The sequence below is a fragment of the Moraxella sp. 179-F 1C4 NHS genome, assembly GCF_045370505.1.
Lineage (GTDB): Bacteria > Pseudomonadota > Gammaproteobacteria > Pseudomonadales > Moraxellaceae > Faucicola > Faucicola tetraodonis.
Genome location: NZ_JBIQEC010000022.1, coordinates 16,466 through 38,969, shown reverse-complemented (window position 1 = coordinate 38,969; position 22,504 = coordinate 16,466). Strand labels below are relative to the sequence as shown.

The 22,504-nt window shown below is 43.9% G+C and carries 15 protein-coding genes, 1 tRNA gene and 2 pseudogenes; 12 read left to right on the top strand and 6 right to left on the bottom strand.

Annotation, left to right across the window (positions count from 1 at the left end):
• Positions 1–571: 571 nt before the first annotated feature.
• The 4 genes and pseudogenes from ACH0AB_RS09765 to ACH0AB_RS09750 form a co-directional block, all read right to left on the bottom strand.
• Positions 572–1,363, bottom strand: a pseudogene (locus tag ACH0AB_RS09765) (site-specific DNA-methyltransferase); the annotation flags it as partial.
• Positions 1,364–1,396: 33 nt separating this feature from the next.
• Positions 1,397–3,424: an RNA-binding domain-containing protein gene (locus tag ACH0AB_RS09760; protein WP_406878047.1), complete on the bottom strand. Its 2,028-nt coding sequence runs from the start codon at positions 3,422–3,424 to the stop codon at positions 1,397–1,399.
• A gap of 11 nt (positions 3,425–3,435) precedes the next feature.
• Positions 3,436–4,149: a DUF4391 domain-containing protein gene (locus ACH0AB_RS09755; RefSeq protein ID WP_406878046.1), complete on the bottom strand. Its 714-nt coding sequence runs from the start codon at positions 4,147–4,149 to the stop codon at positions 3,436–3,438.
• A gap of 131 nt (positions 4,150–4,280) precedes the next feature.
• Complete coding sequence (locus ACH0AB_RS09750; RefSeq protein WP_406878045.1) at positions 4,281–7,556, bottom strand: helicase-related protein; 3,276 nt, start codon at positions 7,554–7,556, stop codon at positions 4,281–4,283.
• A 410-nt stretch (positions 7,557–7,966) separates the two neighbouring features.
• On the opposite strand from ACH0AB_RS09750, the pseudogene ACH0AB_RS09745 reads away from it, so the two are divergent.
• A pseudogene (locus ACH0AB_RS09745) lies at positions 7,967–8,503 on the top strand (IS5 family transposase); the annotation flags it as partial.
• A gap of 312 nt (positions 8,504–8,815) precedes the next feature.
• On the opposite strand, the gene ACH0AB_RS09740 reads toward ACH0AB_RS09745, so the two are convergent.
• Positions 8,816–8,891: transfer RNA gene (locus ACH0AB_RS09740), tRNA-Gly, on the bottom strand.
• Between the two features lie 367 nt (positions 8,892–9,258).
• Here ACH0AB_RS09740 and ACH0AB_RS09735 point away from each other — a divergent pair.
• The 11 genes from ACH0AB_RS09735 to ACH0AB_RS09685 all read left to right on the top strand — a co-directional run bounded on the left by ACH0AB_RS09735 (position 9,259) and on the right by ACH0AB_RS09685 (position 21,377).
• A complete protein-coding gene (locus tag ACH0AB_RS09735) occupies positions 9,259–10,083 on the top strand; it encodes a M48 family metallopeptidase (RefSeq protein WP_406878044.1) in 825 nt (274 codons plus the stop codon).
• 277 nt (positions 10,084–10,360) lie between these two features.
• On the top strand, positions 10,361–10,816 hold the full coding sequence (locus ACH0AB_RS09730) for a DUF441 domain-containing protein (RefSeq protein WP_007116215.1): 456 nt from the start codon (positions 10,361–10,363) through the stop codon (positions 10,814–10,816).
• 203 nt (positions 10,817–11,019) lie between these two features.
• Positions 11,020–11,355: a BolA family protein gene (locus tag ACH0AB_RS09725; protein WP_406878043.1), complete on the top strand. Its 336-nt coding sequence runs from the start codon at positions 11,020–11,022 to the stop codon at positions 11,353–11,355.
• Positions 11,356–11,439: 84 nt separating this feature from the next.
• Positions 11,440–11,805, top strand: coding sequence for a SirB2 family protein (locus tag ACH0AB_RS09720; RefSeq protein ID WP_312276029.1), 366 nt, complete (start codon positions 11,440–11,442; stop codon positions 11,803–11,805).
• Positions 11,806–11,837: 32 nt separating this feature from the next.
• Positions 11,838–12,230: a hypothetical protein gene (locus ACH0AB_RS09715; protein ID WP_218833434.1), complete on the top strand. Its 393-nt coding sequence runs from the start codon at positions 11,838–11,840 to the stop codon at positions 12,228–12,230.
• 466 nt (positions 12,231–12,696) lie between these two features.
• The gene (locus ACH0AB_RS09710) at positions 12,697–14,433 is read left to right on the top strand and encodes an AMP-binding protein (RefSeq protein ID WP_406878042.1); all 1,737 of its coding nucleotides are present in this window, start codon (positions 12,697–12,699) and stop codon (positions 14,431–14,433) included.
• 88 nt (positions 14,434–14,521) lie between these two features.
• A complete protein-coding gene (locus tag ACH0AB_RS09705; RefSeq protein WP_406878041.1) occupies positions 14,522–16,138 on the top strand; it encodes a carboxyl transferase domain-containing protein in 1,617 nt (538 codons plus the stop codon).
• 104 nt (positions 16,139–16,242) lie between these two features.
• The gene (locus ACH0AB_RS09700; RefSeq protein ID WP_406878040.1) at positions 16,243–17,037 is read left to right on the top strand and encodes an enoyl-CoA hydratase/isomerase family protein; all 795 of its coding nucleotides are present in this window, start codon (positions 16,243–16,245) and stop codon (positions 17,035–17,037) included.
• A gap of 110 nt (positions 17,038–17,147) precedes the next feature.
• Positions 17,148–19,256, top strand: coding sequence for an acetyl/propionyl/methylcrotonyl-CoA carboxylase subunit alpha (locus ACH0AB_RS09695; RefSeq protein ID WP_406878039.1), 2,109 nt, complete (start codon positions 17,148–17,150; stop codon positions 19,254–19,256).
• Entirely contained in the window at positions 19,253–20,185 is a 933-nt protein-coding gene (locus ACH0AB_RS09690) for a hydroxymethylglutaryl-CoA lyase (protein WP_060996167.1), read from the top strand. Before ACH0AB_RS09695 ends, ACH0AB_RS09690 begins: the two co-directional genes overlap by 4 nt.
• 16 nt (positions 20,186–20,201) lie before the next feature.
• Entirely contained in the window at positions 20,202–21,377 is a 1,176-nt protein-coding gene (locus ACH0AB_RS09685; RefSeq protein ID WP_406878038.1) for an isovaleryl-CoA dehydrogenase, read from the top strand.
• Positions 21,378–21,460: 83 nt separating this feature from the next.
• Here the strand turns inward: ACH0AB_RS09685 and ACH0AB_RS09680 are convergent, their stop codons facing one another.
• Positions 21,461–22,474: an adenosine kinase gene (locus tag ACH0AB_RS09680; RefSeq protein WP_406878037.1), complete on the bottom strand. Its 1,014-nt coding sequence runs from the start codon at positions 22,472–22,474 to the stop codon at positions 21,461–21,463.
• Positions 22,475–22,504: the final 30 nt, after the last annotated feature.

Sequence of the window (22,504 nt, the reverse complement as noted above, 5' to 3'; positions counted from 1 at the left end):
GCTGATTGAACCTTTCGTCGCTAAGATTGCTTGCTAATTCAAAGCCTTAGGGTATAGCTTATGTCGAACTGGGGTTAATTAGATTGATAGGTTTAGGGAAACTAAAGATATTTTTGCCTACTATTGATTCAATTTCACTAGTACCTCTTCTTGTTGAATACTCTGTTTCAGTTAGCATTGAGCGTATAATTTTTTCTGAATGTCTCATTTTTTGAACAATACGAAACTCACCTGATTCTGTGCGATAGCCTATAATTTCTTTATTAAGATTTTTAAGTGCCTTTTCTTTTCCCCAACGCCAAACAAATTGAGTTTTGTTTTTTACAGATTTCGGTGGATATATTTCAATACTTTTTGCGTGTTTTTCCAGTGATATTTTGAAGAAACCATTGCTATCTTGTACAGTTTCATCTAAATAAAATGGATAATATAAATTTGGTCGATTAAAAGCGTTGAAAGCTTCATTGCTGTTATATAAGGGATGAATATTAAAGCCCCCGTTTTCATCAACATATTTAAACATTTTATCTATTTCAGGTATTAAAGTAGTTTTGGTATTAAAAATATCTTTTGCATAAAACAATGTATATTCGTGCATTTTACCAATATGCCCGTAATCTCTAGCATTGGGTGTTGATTTAATTGCAAAAGAACCTATGAAGTTTAAACTACCAAAAATTTCATCACAGATTTTTTTTAAATTAGCTTGTTCATTATCATCAATCGAAATAAAAATCACGCCATCATCTGACAACAGATTACGAGCCAATTTAAGCCGACTATACATCATTGACAACCAATCACTATGAAACCGCCCATTACTCTCCGTATTCGCCACCAACCGATTGCCGTCTTCATCCACCTGCCCCGACCGCTCAAAAAACGCCTGCGTATCCTCCGCAAAATCATCGTTATAAATAAAATCATTGCCCGTATTGTACGGCGGGTCAATATAAATCATCTTCACCTTGCCAAGATAACTCTCCTGCAATAGCTTCAACGCCTCAAGATTATCCCCCTCAATAAACAAATTGCCCGTCGTCTCAAAATCCACACTCTCATCACGGCACGGGCGTAACGTCTTGGCTATCGGACTGTTCGCCGTCACAATCGCCTCACGCTTGCCCACCCAGTCAAGGCGATAACGCTCTTGTGACCCATCAATGACCGAATGCGATAATTCTTGCTTGAGCAATTCAAAATCAATGCCCCGCTCAAGCACTACTTCACCGTTCATATCACGGATAACCTTGCCTTGCTCATCGGTTTTTGGCTTCTCGGTGACACAGTTGGGGAACAGCTCGGCAAGACGCTCAATATTGCTATCGACTAGGTTTGGGGTGTGCATTTTTAGTGTGGTCATGAATAGTCCTTATTTTTAATTGGTTTAAGCGGATTAGATGAGACAGCCTTGTTGTGGACTGTCGTCTAGCGTTTGTAGATACGCTAGCCCTTTGTCGGTTGTGCGATAGGCTTGGCTTGGATGCTGTAATGTTTTAGGATAAGCAAGTTCAAGTAACCCTTCCTTAAGCAAGGGTGATAAATACTTTCTGCGTATTGTGTCAATCTCTCGATTGAGAAAATGTTTTAAAATACTACTGCTCATAAATTGCCTTTGACAAATTTGTAATACGATGCTTTTCGATTGCTCAGGGGTGAATCTGCCTTTAGCCCTTGCGGACGCTACAATGGATTGTAGATTTAGTAGCATATCATTACTTAAATCCGCCACTTCCTTGATGATAATGACATCATTAATCCCAGTGCTCGGCTCGTTAATCCCAGTGCTCGGCTCGTTAATCCCAGTGCTCGGCTCGTTAATCCCAGTGCTTAGGTCATTATTAGGGTAGCTAGAAACGTTATTACCAGTGCTTGCACCTGTCAAGGCTTGGTCATTACCTGCTAGGCTGTCGCAGTTATCAGTATAACAACTATTTAAAAGGTAATAGCTGTTACTACTTTTACCATGTTTTAGTAAATAGTTGTTTTTACAAAATTTTCGTAAAATGCTACTCGCTTGAAGTGTATCTAATCCAATATTCTCTCGAATATCTTTATTGGTAATTTGTCCCATTTTCTTGGCAAGGATTAACACTTCGGCTTCTTTATCTGTCAAGCTATCAAAATGCTTTAACCATAACATTTCTTCTTCAGCAATTAATTGTTGAAGACGTAGTACCGTTTCACAATCATTATAGGCTCGGTTGCTCTTGAAGATAACAGGACTTAATCCTGCATTTTTCAAGCCTCGATTCATGATGGTAATACCACTGCCTTTGGTCTCAGCGAAGGTCAAGTCATAGAGCACTTGAGCAATGATAGGGTTTCTGAGTTCTGAGCCTTTTTGACCCTCAAGGATTTTTTCAATCGGTTTTAGCGAGTAACCTGCATTACTAAACTCAATGCGGTCGCTAAAACGGTTGATTTGCGATGGACGATTCACTGCGTAATCACGATGCATTAACATATTAACGATGGCTTCACGCACCACTGCTTGCGGTAATATTGGCGTATCCGCTCGAGTCAGTGAATTGGGGGGTAGATTAAAATGTTTGGGCAAATCATCAATGACAGTCGCTTCTAGCTTAGGTATCATGGTGATAATCGCTTCACGCAAATCATTGGTGTATTGGAAACGCTTATCGACATCTTCGACCCATACTGTACCTGCATTACGGATGTAATCGACTCGTGCTGACGGCATTAAGCGACGTAATGCTTTATCACTACCAAACAACAATATCCCTGCCACATTCGGATAAATTATCCCTTCTTTTTCTGTAGCGACATCTAAAGCGAGTAAAAGCTCTGTATCATTGTATTCAAGCTCTGTGGCGTTAGGTTTTATCTTTTCTCTAAGCTTGCGATACCGCTCAATATGTTTAGGGTCGATATCATCCATAGTTGCCGAAGGTAAGATGGTCTGTTCATAGTCATGCCCAAGTTTAGCCATGAATAAAGGCTGTAATTCATTGGCAGTCGCTTCGTAATCACCATTGATCCCTCTTAACCAAACGCCTGTTTTGCTATAGTTTTTCTTATTACTGCCACCAACAAAACCACAAGGCTTCGCTGATTTGTCTAATTCTCTAACTTCTATAACAAGAACTGTCTTACCCTCGATTGTTGCAATGCCCCCATCAATGTCAATTGATGTAGTAAACTGATTTCGACAGTTATTTTGAATATTACTAAAAATATCCTCAGCATTGGTGACACCTGAAATCCAGAAGTCATCATGACTCTCATCATTCTCTGATACACCTAACAGTAAATAGCCTGTACCACTGTTAGAAAAAGCACAAATTGTTTGCATCACAGAATCGCCAACTTTATCTCTTACTCGCTTGGCTTCTATGTCAATTTCCACGTTTTGCTCTAGTAATCTTTTCCATAACTCAAGAATCTTGTCTTTTGAAATCATTCATTGACCTTCTAACGGGTTAAGTCTTTCAGCTGTTTTTGTAGCGTTTGTAACTGCAAGTTCATCTCTACTTGGCGATTAAACTGTTTTTCTTTATAAATGCGTTTTTGTAACTCATTGATTTGTTTGGTAAGCAGTGCAACTTTTTCGGCATGGGCAATTTTATCTTCAATGCTATCAGTCTTTTGAGTCATTGTAGATAAGTTAGCTTTTATATTGGGTATCAAAACGACATTTGGTGACGCTTTATTTGTAGAAAGGAGTAACTGCTCAATAAAATACTCATACAAATCCGCGATTCCAAATACAATCGGTAAATCTTCACGCTGTGTTAGATCCTGCCAATCAGTTGCGTAGTATTTGCCTAGGACGAATTTTTGGCTGTCTGCTTGGCTTTGACGTTTATAGTTTGCGATGACTTTGATTTTATCTTCAAAGACAATCTCAAAGATAATCGGTGATGGTATCAATTTATCGATAAACTGCAAAACTTCCGTATCTAGCCTTTCAACACGACTGACGATACTAAAAATTTGGATTTCTTTAATTGTCTCGCTATCGTTTAGATTAATGGTATGCGGTGAGAGCTTATACGCCCATCGGATACTTTCCACTTGCTCCACAAACAAGCGTTCGATACGGTGATTGGCACTGCCTCGTTGGTATAACTTATTTTTTGGAATAATTTTATCCACTTTAGCGGTTGGTGGATAGCGATACAACATGTTTCACTCCCTTGGTTAGATCGAAAACTTCTGTAAATACTCTATAAAGAAATTCATTCAGTACGACTTCTTATACTCAAATAGCCAACTGTTCCCTACCACTAATGTCGTAAGTAAGAAACTATCGCTATCTAATTGCCCTCAATCACGATGAAGCTAATCAGTTCAAAGTCATTAAGCCCAGATACCATATCCACCAAGGCAGTCGTCGACAGTCCTGAAAATAAGCTATCAATATCTTTCTCATCTTTTAGCAGCTGAATCGAATGAATCACAATATCCAATAATGCCGAATACTGTCCCATGTTTCGTCCATCATCGGTTTTGCGGTTAAAAGACTCATACGCTTTTGGTATGGGTTGTTCTATGCCACGACAGGCTTTACGAGCGACATCCAGCAGATATTTGGCTTGGGTGTAATCATATACCACATCGCCACTTTGATTGATATACACCAAGTAATACGGATACAAACGATTGGCTTGATTACCTGCCATCTGGGGGTTTCTTGCTCTTAATGTAAATATAACTCCTGCTTCTAAGCCAATTTCTGGCTGTGCGGGTACTACGGTATGCAGCCCATTCGGTAGACGTTTTAGTTCCTCATGCACTTCTAAATACCCTAATAAATCCATACGAAAATCATTAAGCCCCAAGTCCGTAATAGACACACCTGTATTGGCGTCTTCTAGGTCTAGCACCTCATTTTGTAGCTTTTGCAGCTGCTCACGTCGATATGCCATATCGTTAGCTTGGGCACTTAAGACATTATCATCCCCCGTACTGGTCATATCGACAATAACCATGCGATTTTCCACCCGCTCTCTTAGATTGATATAATCGTCAAGACTGATATCTGGCCAATAATTTACCAATTGAATCACACTGTTTGATGAACCAATGCGGTCTACCCGTCCAAAACGCTGGATGATACGTACCGGGTTCCAGTGAATATCAAAGTTAATGAGATAATCACAATCTTGTAAGTTCTGACCTTCTGAAATACAGTCAGTCGCAATCAGAATATCAATCTCCCGAGATTCTTCTGGAAAAATATCTTGTTTTTGTTTCGATTTTGGTGAGAACAAAGTTAATAAGCCCTGCATATCATAGCTCTGTCGACTCTTAACGCGGGTTTTGACGGTAGACGTATTATCGTTGCCTGTAATTTTGGCACTATGCAATCCATAGTTCTCCAATAAAAAAGGAGCAATGTTTTCATATAGATAATTAGCGGTATCCGCAAAGGCGGTAAATATAATTACTTTGTGATTACCGGGATTAATGGGATGCTGTAGCTTCTCAATGATATGACTTTTAACGTGTTGTAGCTTAGCATCATTCTTAGTGTCAATCGTAGCAATCATCCGTAACAACCCTTTGATGATTTCTCGATCACCATCAAGATCCATTCGCCAAGATAAGCGATCCATATCCGCCAAATGAATTTTCAACTTATTGCCAATTAAGTCTTCTGGATTAAGCAGTTCGCCGTTCTCATCTTGATCATACCCCATCAAAGGCGCAATACTTACTTCGTCATCTGCCGCACGCGCATCAAAATCATCAATTTTCGCAATCACATTGCTGATGTTTTTCTCTAGAAAAGTTAGCGTTAATCTAAATGCATGGATTGAGCTTTCAAGACGCTTAAGCAGATTGACCGTCATTAATGCTTGCAGACTACGCTCACGATCAACCTGCTTCAGTCGCCCTTTTCCTTCAACCAAAGTATCAAAAATCTCCTCATATTTACGCAAGGCGCTAGGGAAAATATACGTGACAGGCGCATAGACCGCCATTTTAATTAATGACAGCTCTGCATAAATTCGGTTGAGCGTTACAGCCTGTTTATCATTGGATAAGGGAGTGCGATATGATAGGGGTTTAAGACGCGTAGGAAACTGTCCAATAGCTGTAGTGTCATAGAATGTCTGGATATGTTTGCGCGATCTAGCAATTGTCACACTATCAAGCAGTTTAAAAAAGTCAAAATCAAGCAAGTTTAGGATTGCTTGGGTTGTACGTTCTTCAGGTTCTAGCTTTGCCCAAGTATTGAAACTTGCTTGTGCCCTACGAAAGATAGTCTCAATATCGCGCTCAGTGTCAAGTTTACTTTCTATAAAGTCTGCATTGCCTTCGTATGCCAGGGCTAGCTGATTTTTGAGATCCGTAAAATGATTATTTACAGGCGTCGCTGATAACATCAACACCTTGGTTTTTACTCCTTGACGAATGACCTTGTTCATTAAACGATCATAACGCGATTCTCGTTCCTTATACGCACCACGGTTACGAAAATTATGCGATTCATCGATAACGATTAAGTCGTAGTTACACCAATTAATTTTCGCCAAATCAATCCCTAACGTTTCACCATTGTTTCGAGATAGGTCAGTATGATAAAGGACATCATAACTAAAGCGATCGTTGGCAAAAATATTGGTGACTAAGTTGGCATTATAGTTGGTCCAGTTTGCCCCCAATTTCTTAGGGCAAAGTACCAATACGCTTTTATTACGTAACTCATAATATTTAATCACAGCCAATGCGGTGAATGTTTTACCCAGACCGACACTGTCTGCCAAAATACAGCCATTATAAGTTTCTAATTTATTGATAATTCCAAAAGCGGCATCTTTTTGAAAATTGAATAACTTATTCCATACTACCGTATCTTGGTAGCCAGTTAAGTCATTGGGTATGACATCCGTGCTGATATCCTCCAAAAAATCCTTGAAGATATTATAGAGCATTAAGAAATAAATCCGTTCAGGTGGATTCTCCTGATATACAGATTCAATATGCTGCACGATTTGGCTAGTAACGTCTTCTACTTTGGTCGGATCATGCCAAATCCGATTGAAAAGCTGGATAAAAGTTTGTGTCGTAGATTGCTCATCAAAGCAATTAACCATGTTAGATATGGCATTGCCCTTTTCAAAGCCCAAACCTGTTGGGGTAAAACCTTGAATTGGCATGTATGTCAGAGATGTCTCGGGTTGTTGAATACTAATAAATTCCTGCATAGGTGCACTACTAGTGTTTGATTTAAATATCGCTTTTCGTCTTATCCAATCAGCACATTCTTTAGCGATTGCCTTTTGTGATAATTGGTTTTTTAGATGAATTTCAAACTCGGTACCATATAGGCTACTTTCACGATCAATTTTTGGAATAATAAACTCTCGTTTTTCCTTTTTGAGTTTTTCGGTTACATCTTCAGTAATAAATGTGGGTGATGTAAATACAAATTGAAGGGAATCAACTTTTTCTAATTCTTGTTTTAAGGCCGCATAAGCGTAAATTGAAAAATAGGAAGCAGCAATTTTGAGTTTAGATTGATTATTAAGATTCTTGCCAATATCTATTCCCAAAGTGCTATTGATGTTATCGATAAGTTTCATAAATAATCTGAGTTTATTTAATTGGATTTTATTGAGCTTATTAAGGTTTTAGGGTGTAAGTCAATATAAAATTCAAACAAATTTAATGTCGTGTTTCTAAATTATATAAGTTTATAACTGGCGCTCATTTAGATAATTACTCATATTATTCCAATTCCCACTCACTTGCCTTTTCTCCTCAACCGAATCATGAATACGAGCCAATTGAAACACATACGACAGGTAATTATTCTTTCCAATGTAGCTAAAACGCTGATTTAAAGCTTTACGGTAAATAATTTTATTTTTCACTAGGCTATATCCTCACTTCAAAAAGCAAATAAAAAGTGCCAAATACACCTAGATTCATAGGATTTAGTATAGGAAAAAATGGCATGAATCGCACTGACAGATGAACTATGGGAGCAGGTAGAGCATACTTTGACGTAGAATGGGTGTTACATCACTACAAACACTCGTACCGTGACGGAAGCTACATACGGTGTCATCAGCATGCAAGTGGAGCTAGGGCGGGCTTTGATAAACCAATTGGACAATGCCATGGTGGACGAACTACAAAAATCCATTTATGTTGTGGTGCCGATGGATATCTGCTCAATTTTAAAGTCACTGAAGAAGAAATTCAAGACAGTCAACTTGCACCAGAGCTAATTGGACGGGTTGAAACTGGAAAATATTTGATTACTGATAAAGGCTATGATTCAGATAGCATAAGAGACAAGGTAAGAGGAGAGAATATGACAACTGTCGTACCAACATGCAAGAATGCCAAACAGCCAAATCCCAATTTGGATAGTTATTTATACAAGCTCAGACATTTAGTAGAAAGTACGTTTACAAGGTTAAAGCAGTTTCGTAGTATGGCCACGAAATATGAGAAATTAGCTCGTAATTTTAAGTCGATGATTTACCTTGCTTGCTTAATAATCCAAGCTCAAGTGAATTAGGGACATGCCTTAATTTATCTTCGAGATAAGTTTGAAAAGCATGACCAATGAGCTCATAGTTTATTTATTAGAAAGCAACCCTGTTAAGCCAATCTAAATAAAAAAATCAAGGTTGTAGTCAGATTTCGTATTGGTCGAAAAATAACCATGGCACATTTAAGGCACAATTATGGCACAAAGATTTTTTTATGTGCCTTAGTGACAAAACGGGGTCACAGCAAATGAGTACTAATTAAATAAAATAGATTATCTAACTTGCTGATTTTAAAGCAATAAAAAAGCCACTTTGCTATAAAGTGGCTTTCTTGAATTTGGAGCGGGAAACGAGATTCGAACTCGCGACCCCGACCTTGGCAAGGTCGTGCTCTACCAACTGAGCTATTCCCGCATTAGGTGGTCAACTAGCAATTTTGAATGTTTGTTGCGTCGTTGTGGATGCGTATTATAAGGATTTTTGACACCGCGTCAAGCATTTTTGCAAAAAAAATTCAAAAAAATACGTTTTTTTTAAATTTAACTGTTTTTATTGGGTTTCATTGGGAAGTAGTTTTTTTGACTAATTATTATCTTATTAATTTTTTCCTTTTTACTCATAATTATTAGCTTGTTTTATCACACTATGAAACACACCATGTATCTATCGTTACTCAACTACTGCAAATCTCAGCAGATTGTTTTTTAATGACTTCGCTATAATGCGTCTAAACCTCATATTTCTCTTGGTCCTTTTTGCTGTATTTGGAGATAACGATAAGATGAAAATTTCAAAAAAACTTATGATGTCAAGTTTGGCGGCATCCGTCATTGCAGTAGCTGTTACCGGTTGCTCAACCACCACTGACACGGGGGCAATTGGCGTCGACCGCAATCAGTTATTGGTAGTATCCGATCAGCAGGTGCAACAACTTTCCAAACAAGCTTTTCAACAAGAAATTGCCGCTGCCCGTGCGAAAGGTCTACTTGATACCAATCCGGCACAGTTGGCGCGTTTACAGAAAATTTCTCAGCGTCTGATTGCGCAGACAGGTGCCTATCGCAGCGATGCAAGACAATGGTCTTGGGAAGTGCATGTCATTAAAAGTAATGAGCTCAATGCACACGTATTACCCGGCGGTAAAATTGTCTTTTACTCAGGTATTATCGATCGTCTGAGTCTAACCGATGCTGAGATTGCTGCGATTATGGGTCATGAGATGGCGCATGCATTGCGTGAGCATACCCGTGAGCGTCTATCGCGTGAGGTGGCGACCCAAACAGGGATTGGTATTGCCGCGAGTGTATTAGGGCTATCTCAAGGTCAGGCGCAGTTAGCAGGCTTAGCTGGGGATTTGGGTATTTCGCGTCCCAATAGCCGCACCCAAGAAACGGAAGCTGATTTGATGGGGCTAGAGCTGATGGCACGGGCAGGTTACGACCCTAATGCAGCAGTCAGCCTATGGCGTAAAATGCAGAGTGCGGGCGGTCGCGGCGAGCCACCTCAGTTTTTAAGTACCCACCCGGTGAGCTCAACACGTATCGCCACCATTCAATCATTATTGCCACGTGTGATGCCATTGTACCAACAAAGCCGTTACCGTTAATTTTAACTTCGTAAGTCATAAGCCAATATCTAGCTGATATTGGCTTTTTTAGTGAGCAAATTTAGTGATCAAAACCTGGGGTCGATTAAAAAATTGCTGACTCCTAATAATCCATTGCGCATCAATTTACTCAACAATCTACCTACCCATCAATTTATCTAGCAAGCCTAACAAGTTGTCAAAAAACCGATTGATTGAAGTTTTTTAAATATCTCAACAGCACAGCGGCATTGTCAGTGGCATAATAAGCGTTTGGTCACAGCTATAGGGTAAATCCATGAATCAGCTTGATATTAATTTGCTAGTCTTGTTCGTCATTTTGGGCTGCGGTATTTTTGTGCACAATCCCACGATTTGGGTCAGTGCGACTGCGCTGATCATCATCAAATTTTTACCCAACAACCAACCTATCTTTTCTTATATTCAACAATATGGACTCAACTTGGGTATTTTGCTGCTCACCATTGCCGTCATTGCGCCTATCGCCTCCGAGCAAGTCAGTAGCAAAGCCTTGATGACCTCTTTTGCCAGTTGGCGCTCATTATTGGCCATCGCCGTGGGATTGCTGGTGACTTGGCTGGGCGCAAGAGGGGTGAATTTAATGAAAGTTGACCCCAACGTGGTCACGGGGCTGATGATTGGCACAGTAGCAGGGGTGGTATTGTTTCGTGGCGTGGCGGTGGGTCCGTTAATTGCCGCGGGGATTTTATCCTTGCTATATTGGTCCAAGTGAGCCATAGAAGCTAGTGAGCCATCAAACATAGAGAAAATTTGAGCGGTATTGACACAAGATTATTTTTGCCAGTCGAGCCAATTTGATAGATTAGGCTACCTTAAAACTATGCTAAAATGGCTAAAATGCGGTAAGTGGTGACCAGTTAGGTTTGTCATTGACTACCCATTTTTGATGAATAAAATCAGTGAACCGAGGACGACATGAGTCAACTTGCTACCCCGATTGCCGATGCCGTGACAGCGCGTTTGCAAACGTTACAGCCCAGTGTTTATCAGCTAGAAAACGAGTCGATGCGCCATGCTGGCTATTTTGAAGGCAAAGAAACCCATTTTAAGCTAACCATTGTCAGTGAGGCATTTGCAGGCAAACGCTTGTTACAGCGTCATCAGTTGGTATATGGACTTATCCATACGTTACTGTCACAAGGCGGTGGGCAGATTCACGCGTTTTCAATTCATGCTTATACACAAGCAGAATGGCAAGCGATTGGACAATCTCCCGAAAGTCCCAATTGCGCAGGACAAAACGCAAAGTAATATGATAAAAAAGAGTGTCGACATAAGCTAAAACCACAGACCTCTTGAGTTAATTTACGCTATATTATTAAAAAAGGTTGATGTATGAAACACGCACATATGCTGATGGCATTGATTTTAATTGCCTTATTCTTGTGGCAAGCCGTGTTGGTATTTACCGCACCAAAAGGACAAAGCTTACCAAAATCTGCCAAAATCGGCGCACACCTGATGTATGCTTTGGTGATTTTGACAGGCGCGGTGACGGCGATGCCATTGTTTGGCGCAGGTATAGTGCCGCACTGGTTGATTGCCAAAATTGTGTTACTCATTGTTGCCATTTCAGCGACTGTCAAAGCCACGCGGCAGACGACTACGCCCAATCAAGCCAAAATAGGTATGTTGATTGCTTTTATTGCTTATATGGGTATTTTGACGCTGGCATTTGTTAAACCGCTCAACCTATTTTAAGGCTGCAGCAGTGAATATAAGGGAGTAGGATAATGAAAAAATTAGCTATCTCAATACTTTTAGCGACGGCCGCCACGGCAGGTTTGACAGGGTGTATGACCACGCCTACCCCTGAATACGTATCCGCCAACAATTACCAAAGCTATGACTGTGTTGCGCTTGCCAATGAATACACGCGCGTCAATCAATACATTGATGCCAATGCCAACCAGCGCACCGGTTTGCAGGCTTCAGGCATTGGGATTGGTGTATCGGGCAATCGCCATGGTATTTATCCTACCGTGAGTGTCGGTTTAGGCTCAATCAATGGCGGCAACCGTCATAATCTATCGATTGCTATGGGACAACGTGATGCGATGCTACAAGCCGCTCGCCTAAAACAATGCCCCTTTGCTACCGGCATCAAACTCTATAGCGAAAAATAATTTATCCCATTTTATCCTGTTTAGTATAGAACCCATCTTTCATAGTGAGACATAGTGAGATGGGTTTTTTTATGGTGAGCCAAATCATCGGCTAGGTTAGCGCTAGTAAGTGTCATTGAGTATTTATGGAATATTTATTGAATATTTTTTTAGCCTAAAGATAATTTTTATTTCGATAAAGATTGTCTCGTTTTAGATTGACAAGTTCATAATTTATTGATTAATATGTCACATATTGATGGTTAAACACGGTAAAAATTTTAAAAAAATGCATTAAAACAAGTGTTATAACAATACTTTAAGTCAAGGAATACTTGGGTATTAATCAGTGGGTAAAATTTTTTACTCAGGTAAGCACGAGGTTTTCCCTAGCTTTCGTCAATACCTTTAGTAAACACCCCAAAAAAACGATAGAAAAACACGATAAAAAAACACGATAAAAAGACACGATAGTAAGGATGCTACCATGACCAAAGACGTGCTAACCCTGCCACGCATCGTAATGGGTGCGAAATCTGCCAATGCCCCACTCACCCAAAGTTATGATAAAGGCCCTGTCACACCACTGATAGAATTGACCATTGGTGATTTTTTCGATCAGATGGTGGAACAACACCCCGATAAAGACGCCTTAGTTTCCGCGCACCAAAACATTCGTCTCACCTACCGAGAACTACAGCGTAAAGTCAATCAGCTAGCCAGCAGCATGATTCGTATGGGTCTGCAAAAAGGCGATCGCGTGGGTATTTGGTCACACAACAATGTTGAATGGGTCATCATGCAATTGGCGACAGCCAAAGCCGGTATCATACTGGTCAACATCAACCCCGCCTATCGTATCTTTGAGCTTGAATATGCCATCAACAAAGTCGACTGCCAAGTGCTGGTATTGATGCGTCACTTTAGATCTAGCGACTATGCGGTGATGCTTCAAGAGCTTGCCCCTGAAGCGCGTCACCAAAGCTACCAAAATTTAGAGCTCGTGCAATTACCCAATCTCAAACGGGTCATTTGGATTGATAGCCCAGAGTCCACTGAGGATTTTAGCTATATGCAAAAATTCTCAGCGTGGATTGCCGAAGGCGATGCCGATGATCCGGCAGTGGCGGAACGTGCCAAAAAGCTCAACCCCAATAACCCCATCAATATCCAATTTACCAGTGGCACCACAGGCACGCCCAAAGGCGCGACGCTTACCCACCGCAACATTTTGAACAACGGTTATTTCATCGGTGAAGCCATGAACTTAACTGCAGATGACCGTCTGTGTATCCCCGTCCCGCTCTACCACTGCTTTGGCATGGTACTGGGCAACCTTGCCATCTTGACCCACGGTGGCACGATTGTGTATCCCAATGATGGCTTTGACCCCATCACCGTACTTGAAACCGTGCAAAAAGAACAATGTACAGGTCTGCATGGGGTACCGACCATGTTTATCGCCGAGCTTGACCACCCAGACTTTGCCAATTATGACTTATCGACTTTGCGTACCGGCATCATGGCAGGCTCAAGTTGTCCGATTGAGGTCATGCGCCGCGTGATTGACCAAATGCACATGAAAGAAGTCACCATTGCCTATGGCATGACCGAAACATCGCCGGTATCTTGTCAAACCAACCAGCACACGCCACTTGAAAAACAAGTCTCAACCGTGGGTCTGGTACAGCCAAACCTAGAAGTCAAAATCGTCAACCCAGAAACGGGCGAAACGCTTGGCATCGGTGAGACAGGCGAGCTGTGTACCAAAGGTTACTCAATCATGCTCGGCTATTGGAATGACACCAATAAAACGGCAGAAGCCATTGTCGATGGCTGGATGTATACCGGTGACTTGGCAACCATGGACGAAGAAGGCTATGTCAAAATCGTCGGACGTAGTAAAGACATGGTGATTCGCGGTGGTGAAAACATTTACCCTGTTGAAATCGAAAACTACCTATATCGCCACCCAAAAATCCGTGACGTCCAAATCGTGGGCGTACCCGACAAGAAATTTGGTGAAGTCCTTGCCGCTTGGATTATTCCCAAAAAAGACAGCAACTTAACCGAACAAGACATCCGTGATTTCTGTAAAGATCATATTGCACACTATAAAGTGCCGACTTACATGAAGTTTGTCGACGAGTTCCCAATGACCGTCACGGGTAAAATTCAAAAATTCAAAATCGTGGAAGCGATGAAACAAGAATTGGGACTCTAAATTTTCAACTTCAGCAAAAACTTAACATAAATACAGGGGGCATCTGATAGCAATTTAGCTACACCCTTTGACAGAATTAGGATTTACAATGACGGTTATCCAAAGTAAATTAAGCCCAAATGGCGCGGAGTTTCAAGCCAATGCCGCTGCCATGCAAACTATCGTTGATGACCTCAAAGCCAAACTTGCGGTCATTGCTCAGGGCGGCTCTAAGTCTGCACGCGCCAAACATGTGGCTCGGGGTAAGCTATTGCCGCGTGAGCGCGTCGAGCGCTTGCTAGACGCCGGTACGCCATTTTTGGAAGTCTCACCGATGGCAGCGTATGGCATGTATGATGCCGATATCCCTGCCGCAGGCGTGATTGCTGGCATTGGTCGCGTGGCTGGTATTGACTGTATGATTGTGTGTAACGATGCCACCGTCAAAGGCGGCACTTACTACCCAATGACGGTCAAAAAACATTTACGGGCGCAAGAAATCGCGCGAGAAAACCGCTTGCCATGTATCTATTTGGTGGACTCTGGCGGCGCGAACTTACCCAACCAAGATGAAGTATTCCCAGATAAAGACCACTTTGGTCGTATCTTCTTTAACCAAGCCAACATGAGCGCCGAAGGCATACCCCAAATCGCCGTGGTCATGGGTAGCTGTACCGCAGGTGGTGCCTATGTACCCGCCATGAGTGACGAGTCGATTATCGTCAAAGATCAAGGGACGATTTTTTTGGGTGGGCCGCCGCTGGTCAAAGCTGCCACAGGTGAAGAAGTGACCGCGGAAGACTTAGGCGGTGGCGATGTGCATACCCGTCTGTCAGGGGTGGTTGACCACCTTGCCCAAAACGATTTACACGCGTTATCACTGGCGCGCAACATCGTTGGCAATTTAAACCAACAAAAAACGCCTATCCACCACGCTACCGCGCAAAAAACCCCGCGTCCACCCAAATACGACGCCAAAGAATTGTACGGTATCATCCCAACTGACACCCGTAAGCCCTTTGATATCCGCGAAATCATCGCTCGCATTGTCGATGGCAGTGAGTTTGATGAGTTTAAAGCCCGCTTTGGCACGACGCTGGTGTGTGGTTTTGCACATATTGAAGGTATGCCAGTGGGTATTATCGCTAACAACGGTATTTTATTTAGCGAATCAGCGCAAAAAGCCACCCATTTTATCGAGCTATGCTGCAAACGTAAAATTCCGCTGGTGTTTTTGCAAAATATCACAGGCTTTATGGTGGGGCGCAAATACGAAAATGAAGGGATTGCCCGTCATGGTGCCAAAATGGTGATGGCAGTTGCCAATGCCAAAGTGCCGAAGTTTACTGTGATTGTCGGCGGCTCATTCGGTGCAGGTAACTACGGTATGTGTGGTCGTGCCTACAGTCCACGTTTCTTGTGGATGTGGCCAAATGCGCGTATCTCGGTGATGGGTGGCGAGCAAGCTGCGTCGGTATTAGCAACGGTCAAACGCAGCCAGTACCATGCCAAAGGTGAGCAGTGGTCAAGCGAGGACGAGGAAGCGTTCAAAGCGCCAGTGCGTCAGCAATTTGACGAGCAAGGTCATCCGTATTATGCCTCGGCTAGACTGTGGGATGATGGCGTGATTGACCCAGCCGATACCCGACAAGTATTGGCACTCGGTTTAAGTGCGGCCTACAACGCACCGATTGAAGACACCACCTTTGGTGTATTTAGAATGTAATTTTCAGCGTGTAAAATCGGAAGTCTTGGTTGGTTGTTCTGTCACCATTGAGCAAGCATCAAAAACGCTTCAACTTTACCTAACAATAAAAAAGGAAAAACACGATGAAATTACCGACTTATGACAGCTTACTGTTAGACATTGACCAGCACGTAGCGACCATTACCCTCAATCGTCCAGACAAACGCAATGCCTTTAATGACGATGTCATCCAAGAACTGACCGATGTGTTTCAATTTTGCGCTGAGCAGGACGAAGTGCGTGCGGTGGTACTCACTGCCAATGGCAAAGCCTTCTGTGCCGGTGCAGACCTAAACTGGATGCGCGCGATGGCGGATTATAGCCACGATGAAAACTTAGCAGACGCTGGCAAGCTTGCGCAAATGCTAGCGACCATCTACCACTGCCCAAAACCCACCGTCGCTGCCATTCAAGGCGATGTATATGCTGGTGGTATGGGTCTGGTTGCGGCTTGTGATATCGCCATTAGCGTAAAAAACGCCAATTTTTGCTTAAGCGAAGTCAAACTTGGCTTGATTCCTGCGACCATTAGCCCGTATGTGATTCGCGCGATGGGTGCAAGAGCCGCGCATCGGTACTTCTTAACCGCTGAAATATTTGATGCCAAAGAAGCCAAAAAAATCGGTTTTATCCATGAGCGGGTGGATGAAGAAGAGTTTACACAAAGCCTTGATAATTTGGTCAAACACTTGGTCAATGCTAGCCCAAACGCTGTCAAGGTGTGCAAAAAACTGGTGCAGGATGTGGCGTATGCCGAAATTAATGAGCAGTTAATCAAAGATACTGTTGCAGGCATTGCCGATATCCGCGCATCCGCCGAGGGTAAAGAAGGCGTACAGTCATTCTTGCAAAAACGAAAACCAAGCTGGCTTAAATGACGCAGGTAAAATAACTGAGATAAAAAGCTGGATTTTATAAGCCAAATTTTATAAGTATGCCAAGTTAGATTCGCGGTGATGCGGTCTTGAAAAAATAAAAAGGGACGATTATGTTTTCAAAAATCTTAATAGCCAATCGGGGTGAGATTGCTTGCCGCGTGGCAGCCACCGCCAAAAAACTGGGTGTGCGTACCGTTGCGGTATACTCCGACGCTGACCGCTTTGCCAAGCACGTAGCCGTGTGTGATGAAGCCATTTATATAGGCGGTTCTGCGCCCAAAGACAGCTACCTGCGTTGGGAGCGCATTTTGGAGGCTGCCAAACAAACAGGCGCACAAGCGATTCACCCTGGCTATGGGTTTTTGAGTGAAAACGACGAATTTGCCCAAGCGTGCGTGGATGCGGGTTTGGTGTTTATCGGTCCCCCTGCGTCTGCCATCACCGCCATGGGTCTTAAAGCCGAGTCCAAACGCTTGATGGAAGCGGCCAATGTACCACTCATTCCAGGGTATCATGGCACCAACCAAGACCCTGATTTTTTACATAGCGAGGCCGACAAAATTGGCTACCCTGTGCTAATCAAAGCCAGCTCTGGTGGCGGCGGCAAAGGGATGCGGTTAGTTGAAAAAACCGAAGATTTTATTGATGCCTTAGGCTCATGTCAACGTGAAGCCATTAGCAGCTTTGGCAATGACAGCGTATTGATTGAAAAATACGCCCTACGTCCCCGCCATATTGAAATTCAAGTCTTTGGCGACAGCCACGGCAACTATGTGTATTTATTTGAGCGTGATTGCTCGGTACAGCGCCGCCATCAAAAAGTGCTCGAAGAAGCCCCTGCCCCCGATGTCAGCGTGGCAATGCGGGAGGCGATGGGCGCAGCGGCGATAGCGGCGGCAAAAGCGGTCAATTATGTGGGGGCGGGTACGGTTGAATTTATCGTAGAGCAACGTGAGTGTTCACCCGAAGATAAATTTGGCGGCATGAATTTCTACTTTATGGAAATGAATACGCGCCTGCAAGTTGAGCATCCCGTCACTGAAGCGATTACTGGTACTGACCTTGTCGAGTGGCAACTGCGTATTGCTAGCGGCGAGCCGTTACCAAAACAGCAAGCAGACTTGACCATCAACGGTCATGCGATTGAAGCGCGTATCAATGCTGAAAACCCAGACAACAACTTTTTGCCCACCACAGGTACGCTAAATATTTACCGCACGCCAACGCACAGCGAGTTTAGTGTGTCAGATGTGCGCGTGGATGATGGGGTACGCGAAGGCGATGTCATCAGTCCTTACTATGACTCGATGATTGCCAAACTCATCGTCCATGCGCCAACCCGTGAGCAAGCGCTTGCCAAACTAGACCAAGCACTTGCAGAAACCCGTATTGTCGGTCTGCCCAACAACGTGGCGTTTTTGCGTCACGTGGTGCAATCAGATTCGTTCAAATATGCCAATCTTGATACAGCATTGATTGAACGTGAAAAAGACGTACTGTTTGGGCAGCAGCGTGGTGAGCTACCTTGGCTGGTAGCCACCGCGATTGTCAAAGAGCTTGCCCAAGAAGCGCAAACCCAAAACCACGACCCCTTTAGCAAAACTGACGCATGGCGTGCATATAGCTACTATGAACGTCCTTTTGACTTGGTGTATCACGATAAGCCACTACGTGCGGTTATCAGCCAAATTCAGGCGCAAGTTCAGGGGCAAGCCAAGGAACAAGCATTTCATCTAACGATTAACACCATTGTCAAAGCCGAAAAACAAGGCGCGGACGTTGTCACGCCCATCTATCAAGGCGATGTTCGTTATTTGCCCACTGCCGATGATACTTTTACCCTATGGCTAAGTGACGGGGCAACAGCCGGCAAGCGCCAACAGATGCAGGCATGGCGACACAATGAACAAGTATATGTGTTCTCAAATCATGCCAGCGATGTCATCACCTTGGTGGATAGCATGGCGCATGTGGGCATCGAGCCCCAAGATGGCGGCAGCCTAAAATCGCCCATGCCAGGTCAAGTGGTGGCGTTTCGGGTCAATGTGGGCGATGAAGTGAAAAAAGGTCAAGCCTTGGCAGTGATTGAAGCGATGAAAATTGAGCATACCATCAATGCCCCTAGTGATGGTACGGTGGCAGAGCTGCTGTTTAAAGCAGGGGATTTGGTATCCGATGGCGATGAGCTATTAAAACTTGATACGGGCAGCCAATCATGAACTATCCAAACTTTGTCAAAATCATTGACGTGGGCGCAAGAGACGGACTACAAAACGAAAAACAAACCGTGCCCAGCGACGTCAAAATCGAGTTGATTAACGGCTTGATTGATGCAGGGGTGCGCAAGCTTGAAGCCACCAGTTTTGTGTCGCCAAAGTGGGTACCACAAATGGCAGACAATGATGCCGTATTAGATGGCATTAGCAAACGCGATGACGTGGTCTATTCGGTGCTGACACCCAATATGAAAGGCTTTGATGCCGCCCTTGCCCACCGTGACCAATTTGCCAATTATGAAGTGGTGATTTTTGGCTCAGCGAGTGAAGCTTTTAGCCAAAAAAATATCAACTGTAGCATCGCTGAGAGTATCGAGCGTTTTGCCCCCGTGGCTGACGCCGCCAAAGCACATGGCATCAAAGTGCGCGGCGTCATCTCTTGTACCGTGGGCTGCCCGTATGAAGGCGAAATTCACCCCGATAAAGTCGCCTATGTGACAGAAAAACTTGTTGCCATTGGCGCTGAACATATTGGCATTGCTGACACCATCGGCGTGGGCACGCCTATCAGGGTGCAAAAAGCGTTGGATGCTGCCTTGCGTTATATTGATATTGACAATATCTCGGGGCATTTTCATGACACCTATGGTCAAGCGCTTAGCAATACCTTAGCGGCATTACAAATGGGGGTATGGCAGTTTGATACCTCGGTGGCAGGGCTTGGCGGCTGTCCGTATGCCAAAGGCGCAACCGGCAATGTTGCCACCGAAGATGTGGTATATCTGCTACATGGCATGGGTATTGAAACGGGCATTGACCTCGATAAACTAGTCGATGTCGGACAAAAAATTAGCGCGTTTTTGGGCAGACAAAATGGCTCAAAGGTGGCAACAGCGATTTTAAATAAACGTAAATCTTTAACAGTCAGTTAATAAACAAGGAATGACTATGAACCTAGGACTCGATTACCAACTTGGCGATGACATCAACGCCCTACGCGAAACCGTCAGAGCCTTTACTGATGCTGAAATCGCCCCACGCGCTGCCGAGCTTGACCGCACCGACCAATTCCCGATGGACTTGTGGCAAAAAATGGGTGAGCTTGGGCTGCATGGCATCACCGTACCCGAAACTTACGGCGGCGTGGACATGGGCTATGTGGCGCACATGGTCGCCATGGAAGAAATCAGCCGCGCATCAGGCTCAGTGGCGCTAAGCTACGGTGCGCACTCCAACCTATGTATCAACCAAATCAAACGCAACGGCACAGAAGCCCAAAAACAAAAATACTTGCCAAAACTCATCAGCGGTGAATTCATTGGTGCCTTGGCGATGAGTGAGCCCGGTGCAGGCTCAGACGTGACCAGCATGAAACTACGTGCCGAAGACAAAGGTGGCGTATATGTATTAAACGGCTCAAAAATGTGGATTACCAATGGACCGGATGCCGATGTGATGGTGGTGTATGCCAAAACCAACCCAGAGCTTGGGGCAAAAGGCATCACCGCGTTTTTGGCAGAAAAAGGCATGAAAGGCTTTTATACCGCGCAAAAACTCGACAAACTGGGTATGCGCGGCAGCCACACAGGTGAGATGGTGTTTGACAATGTCGAAGTGCCAAGCGACAACATTTTGGGCGGTCTTAACAACGGCGTTAAAGTCTTGATGAGTGGCTTGGACTACGAGCGTGCGGTACTTGCCGCAGGTCCCATCGGGCTTATGCAAGCAGTCATGGACAACGTCATTCCCTACATCCACGATCGCAAGCAATTTGGTCAAGCCATCGGTGAATTTCAGTTAATTCAAGGTAAAGTGGCGGACATGTATACCACCTTACAGGCAGGACGCAGCTTTCTTTACACCGTGGGCAAAAATTTGGATATGCTAGGCTCAGACCATGTGCGCCAAGTACGCAAAGACTGCGCTAGCGTGATTTTGTGGACAGCGGAAAAAGCCACTTGGATGGCAGGAGAAGGTATCCAAATCTTTGGTGGCAATGGCTATACCAATGAGTACCCACTGGGGCGTATTTGGCGTGATGCCAAACTATATGAGATTGGCGCAGGTACCAGCGAGGTACGGCGTATGCTGATTGGTCGTGAGCTGTTTAACGAAACCGCTTAATTGATTAGCTTTGTCAGCACAAGCCCTAGCTAAAACTAGGGCTTTTTTATTAGGTTGTCAAAATCTGCCTGATCAGCTGTGCGCTATATTAAGGTTGATTGTAAAATCGCTTGGTATTGCGCCGGTTTGAGACGGGGTCCGAACTGCTGAATAATTTGGCTTGCGACGCTACTGGCTAATTTGCCACAATCTGCCAACGAATGACCGTGGGAGAGCGCGTATAAAAAACTGCCCGCAAAATTATCCCCTGCGCCATTGGTATCTAGCACTTTGTCAACGGGTAGCGATGCCACGTCAATCAGTTTTGTTTCACGTGAAACATCGTCCCTTACTGCAATGATTGACCCTGCTGCACCATTGGTCACCACTGCCATATTGGCGACTGACAATAACGCTGCTGCCGCTTGTGAGTGACTGGTTTGGTTGGTAAATAGCTGCGCTTCATCATAGTTACAAAACACCGCATCCACGCCACCTTCTAGCATGGCATCCAGTCCTTCACGACCAAATTTGACCACGGCAGGGTCGGCAAAACTGACCGCGATTTTAGCCCCTTTGTCTTTGGCTTGTTGTTTTAGCTGAGCAATCGCCTGTTGTACCGAGGGTGACATAGCAAGATAACCTTCAAGATACAACCAATCAGCATCATTGAGCGCATCAAACTCGATATCGGTTTCGCTGATTTCTGCGGAAGTGCCCAAATGCGTTTGCATGGTGCGCTCACCATCTGGGGTCACCATCACCATACAACTGCCTGTGGTACCATCAGCGAATGACTTGGTAGACGTCTTGATACCTGCGGCATTTAAATCCGCCAAATAAAAACGCCCTGCATCGTCTTCACCCACTCGGCAAGCGTAAAAAGTATCGCTGCCAAGGCTTGCTGCGGCATAGATACTGTTGGCAGCCGAGCCGCCACCTGCTTGTTTGGTCGCGATGATGTTTTGCGTGGTGAGCGAGGCGATGAGGTCAGCTTGCTCACTGTGACTGGCTAGGGTCATGTTACCTTTGGTCAGGCCTGTGGCGTGAAGCTGTGCATCGGTGAGCACAAACTCACTGTCAACTAACGCATTGCCGATGGCGACGATTTTTGCCATTGTGGTTCCTCTTTAACGATTTTGGAAAAA

Bases quoted from the DNA above. Each gene is read 5' to 3' on its own strand.
- ACH0AB_RS09760 (WP_406878047.1), bottom strand. From the start codon at position 3,424: ATGATTTCAAAAGACAAGATTCTTGAGTTATGGAAAAGATTACTAGAG.
- ACH0AB_RS09755 (WP_406878046.1), bottom strand. From the start codon at position 4,149: ATGTTGTATCGCTATCCACCAACCGCTAAAGTGGATAAAATTATTCCA.
- ACH0AB_RS09750 (WP_406878045.1), bottom strand. From the start codon at position 7,556: ATGAAACTTATCGATAACATCAATAGCACTTTGGGAATAGATATTGGC.
- ACH0AB_RS09735 (WP_406878044.1), top strand. From the start codon at position 9,259: ATGAAAATTTCAAAAAAACTTATGATGTCAAGTTTGGCGGCATCCGTC.
- ACH0AB_RS09730 (WP_007116215.1), top strand. From the start codon at position 10,361: ATGAATCAGCTTGATATTAATTTGCTAGTCTTGTTCGTCATTTTGGGC.
- ACH0AB_RS09725 (WP_406878043.1), top strand. From the start codon at position 11,020: ATGAGTCAACTTGCTACCCCGATTGCCGATGCCGTGACAGCGCGTTTG.
- ACH0AB_RS09720 (WP_312276029.1), top strand. From the start codon at position 11,440: ATGAAACACGCACATATGCTGATGGCATTGATTTTAATTGCCTTATTC.
- ACH0AB_RS09715 (WP_218833434.1), top strand. From the start codon at position 11,838: ATGAAAAAATTAGCTATCTCAATACTTTTAGCGACGGCCGCCACGGCA.
- ACH0AB_RS09710 (WP_406878042.1), top strand. From the start codon at position 12,697: ATGACCAAAGACGTGCTAACCCTGCCACGCATCGTAATGGGTGCGAAA.
- ACH0AB_RS09705 (WP_406878041.1), top strand. From the start codon at position 14,522: ATGACGGTTATCCAAAGTAAATTAAGCCCAAATGGCGCGGAGTTTCAA.
- ACH0AB_RS09700 (WP_406878040.1), top strand. From the start codon at position 16,243: ATGAAATTACCGACTTATGACAGCTTACTGTTAGACATTGACCAGCAC.
- ACH0AB_RS09695 (WP_406878039.1), top strand. From the start codon at position 17,148: ATGTTTTCAAAAATCTTAATAGCCAATCGGGGTGAGATTGCTTGCCGC.
- ACH0AB_RS09690 (WP_060996167.1), top strand. From the start codon at position 19,253: ATGAACTATCCAAACTTTGTCAAAATCATTGACGTGGGCGCAAGAGAC.
- ACH0AB_RS09685 (WP_406878038.1), top strand. From the start codon at position 20,202: ATGAACCTAGGACTCGATTACCAACTTGGCGATGACATCAACGCCCTA.
- ACH0AB_RS09680 (WP_406878037.1), bottom strand. From the start codon at position 22,474: ATGGCAAAAATCGTCGCCATCGGCAATGCGTTAGTTGACAGTGAGTTT.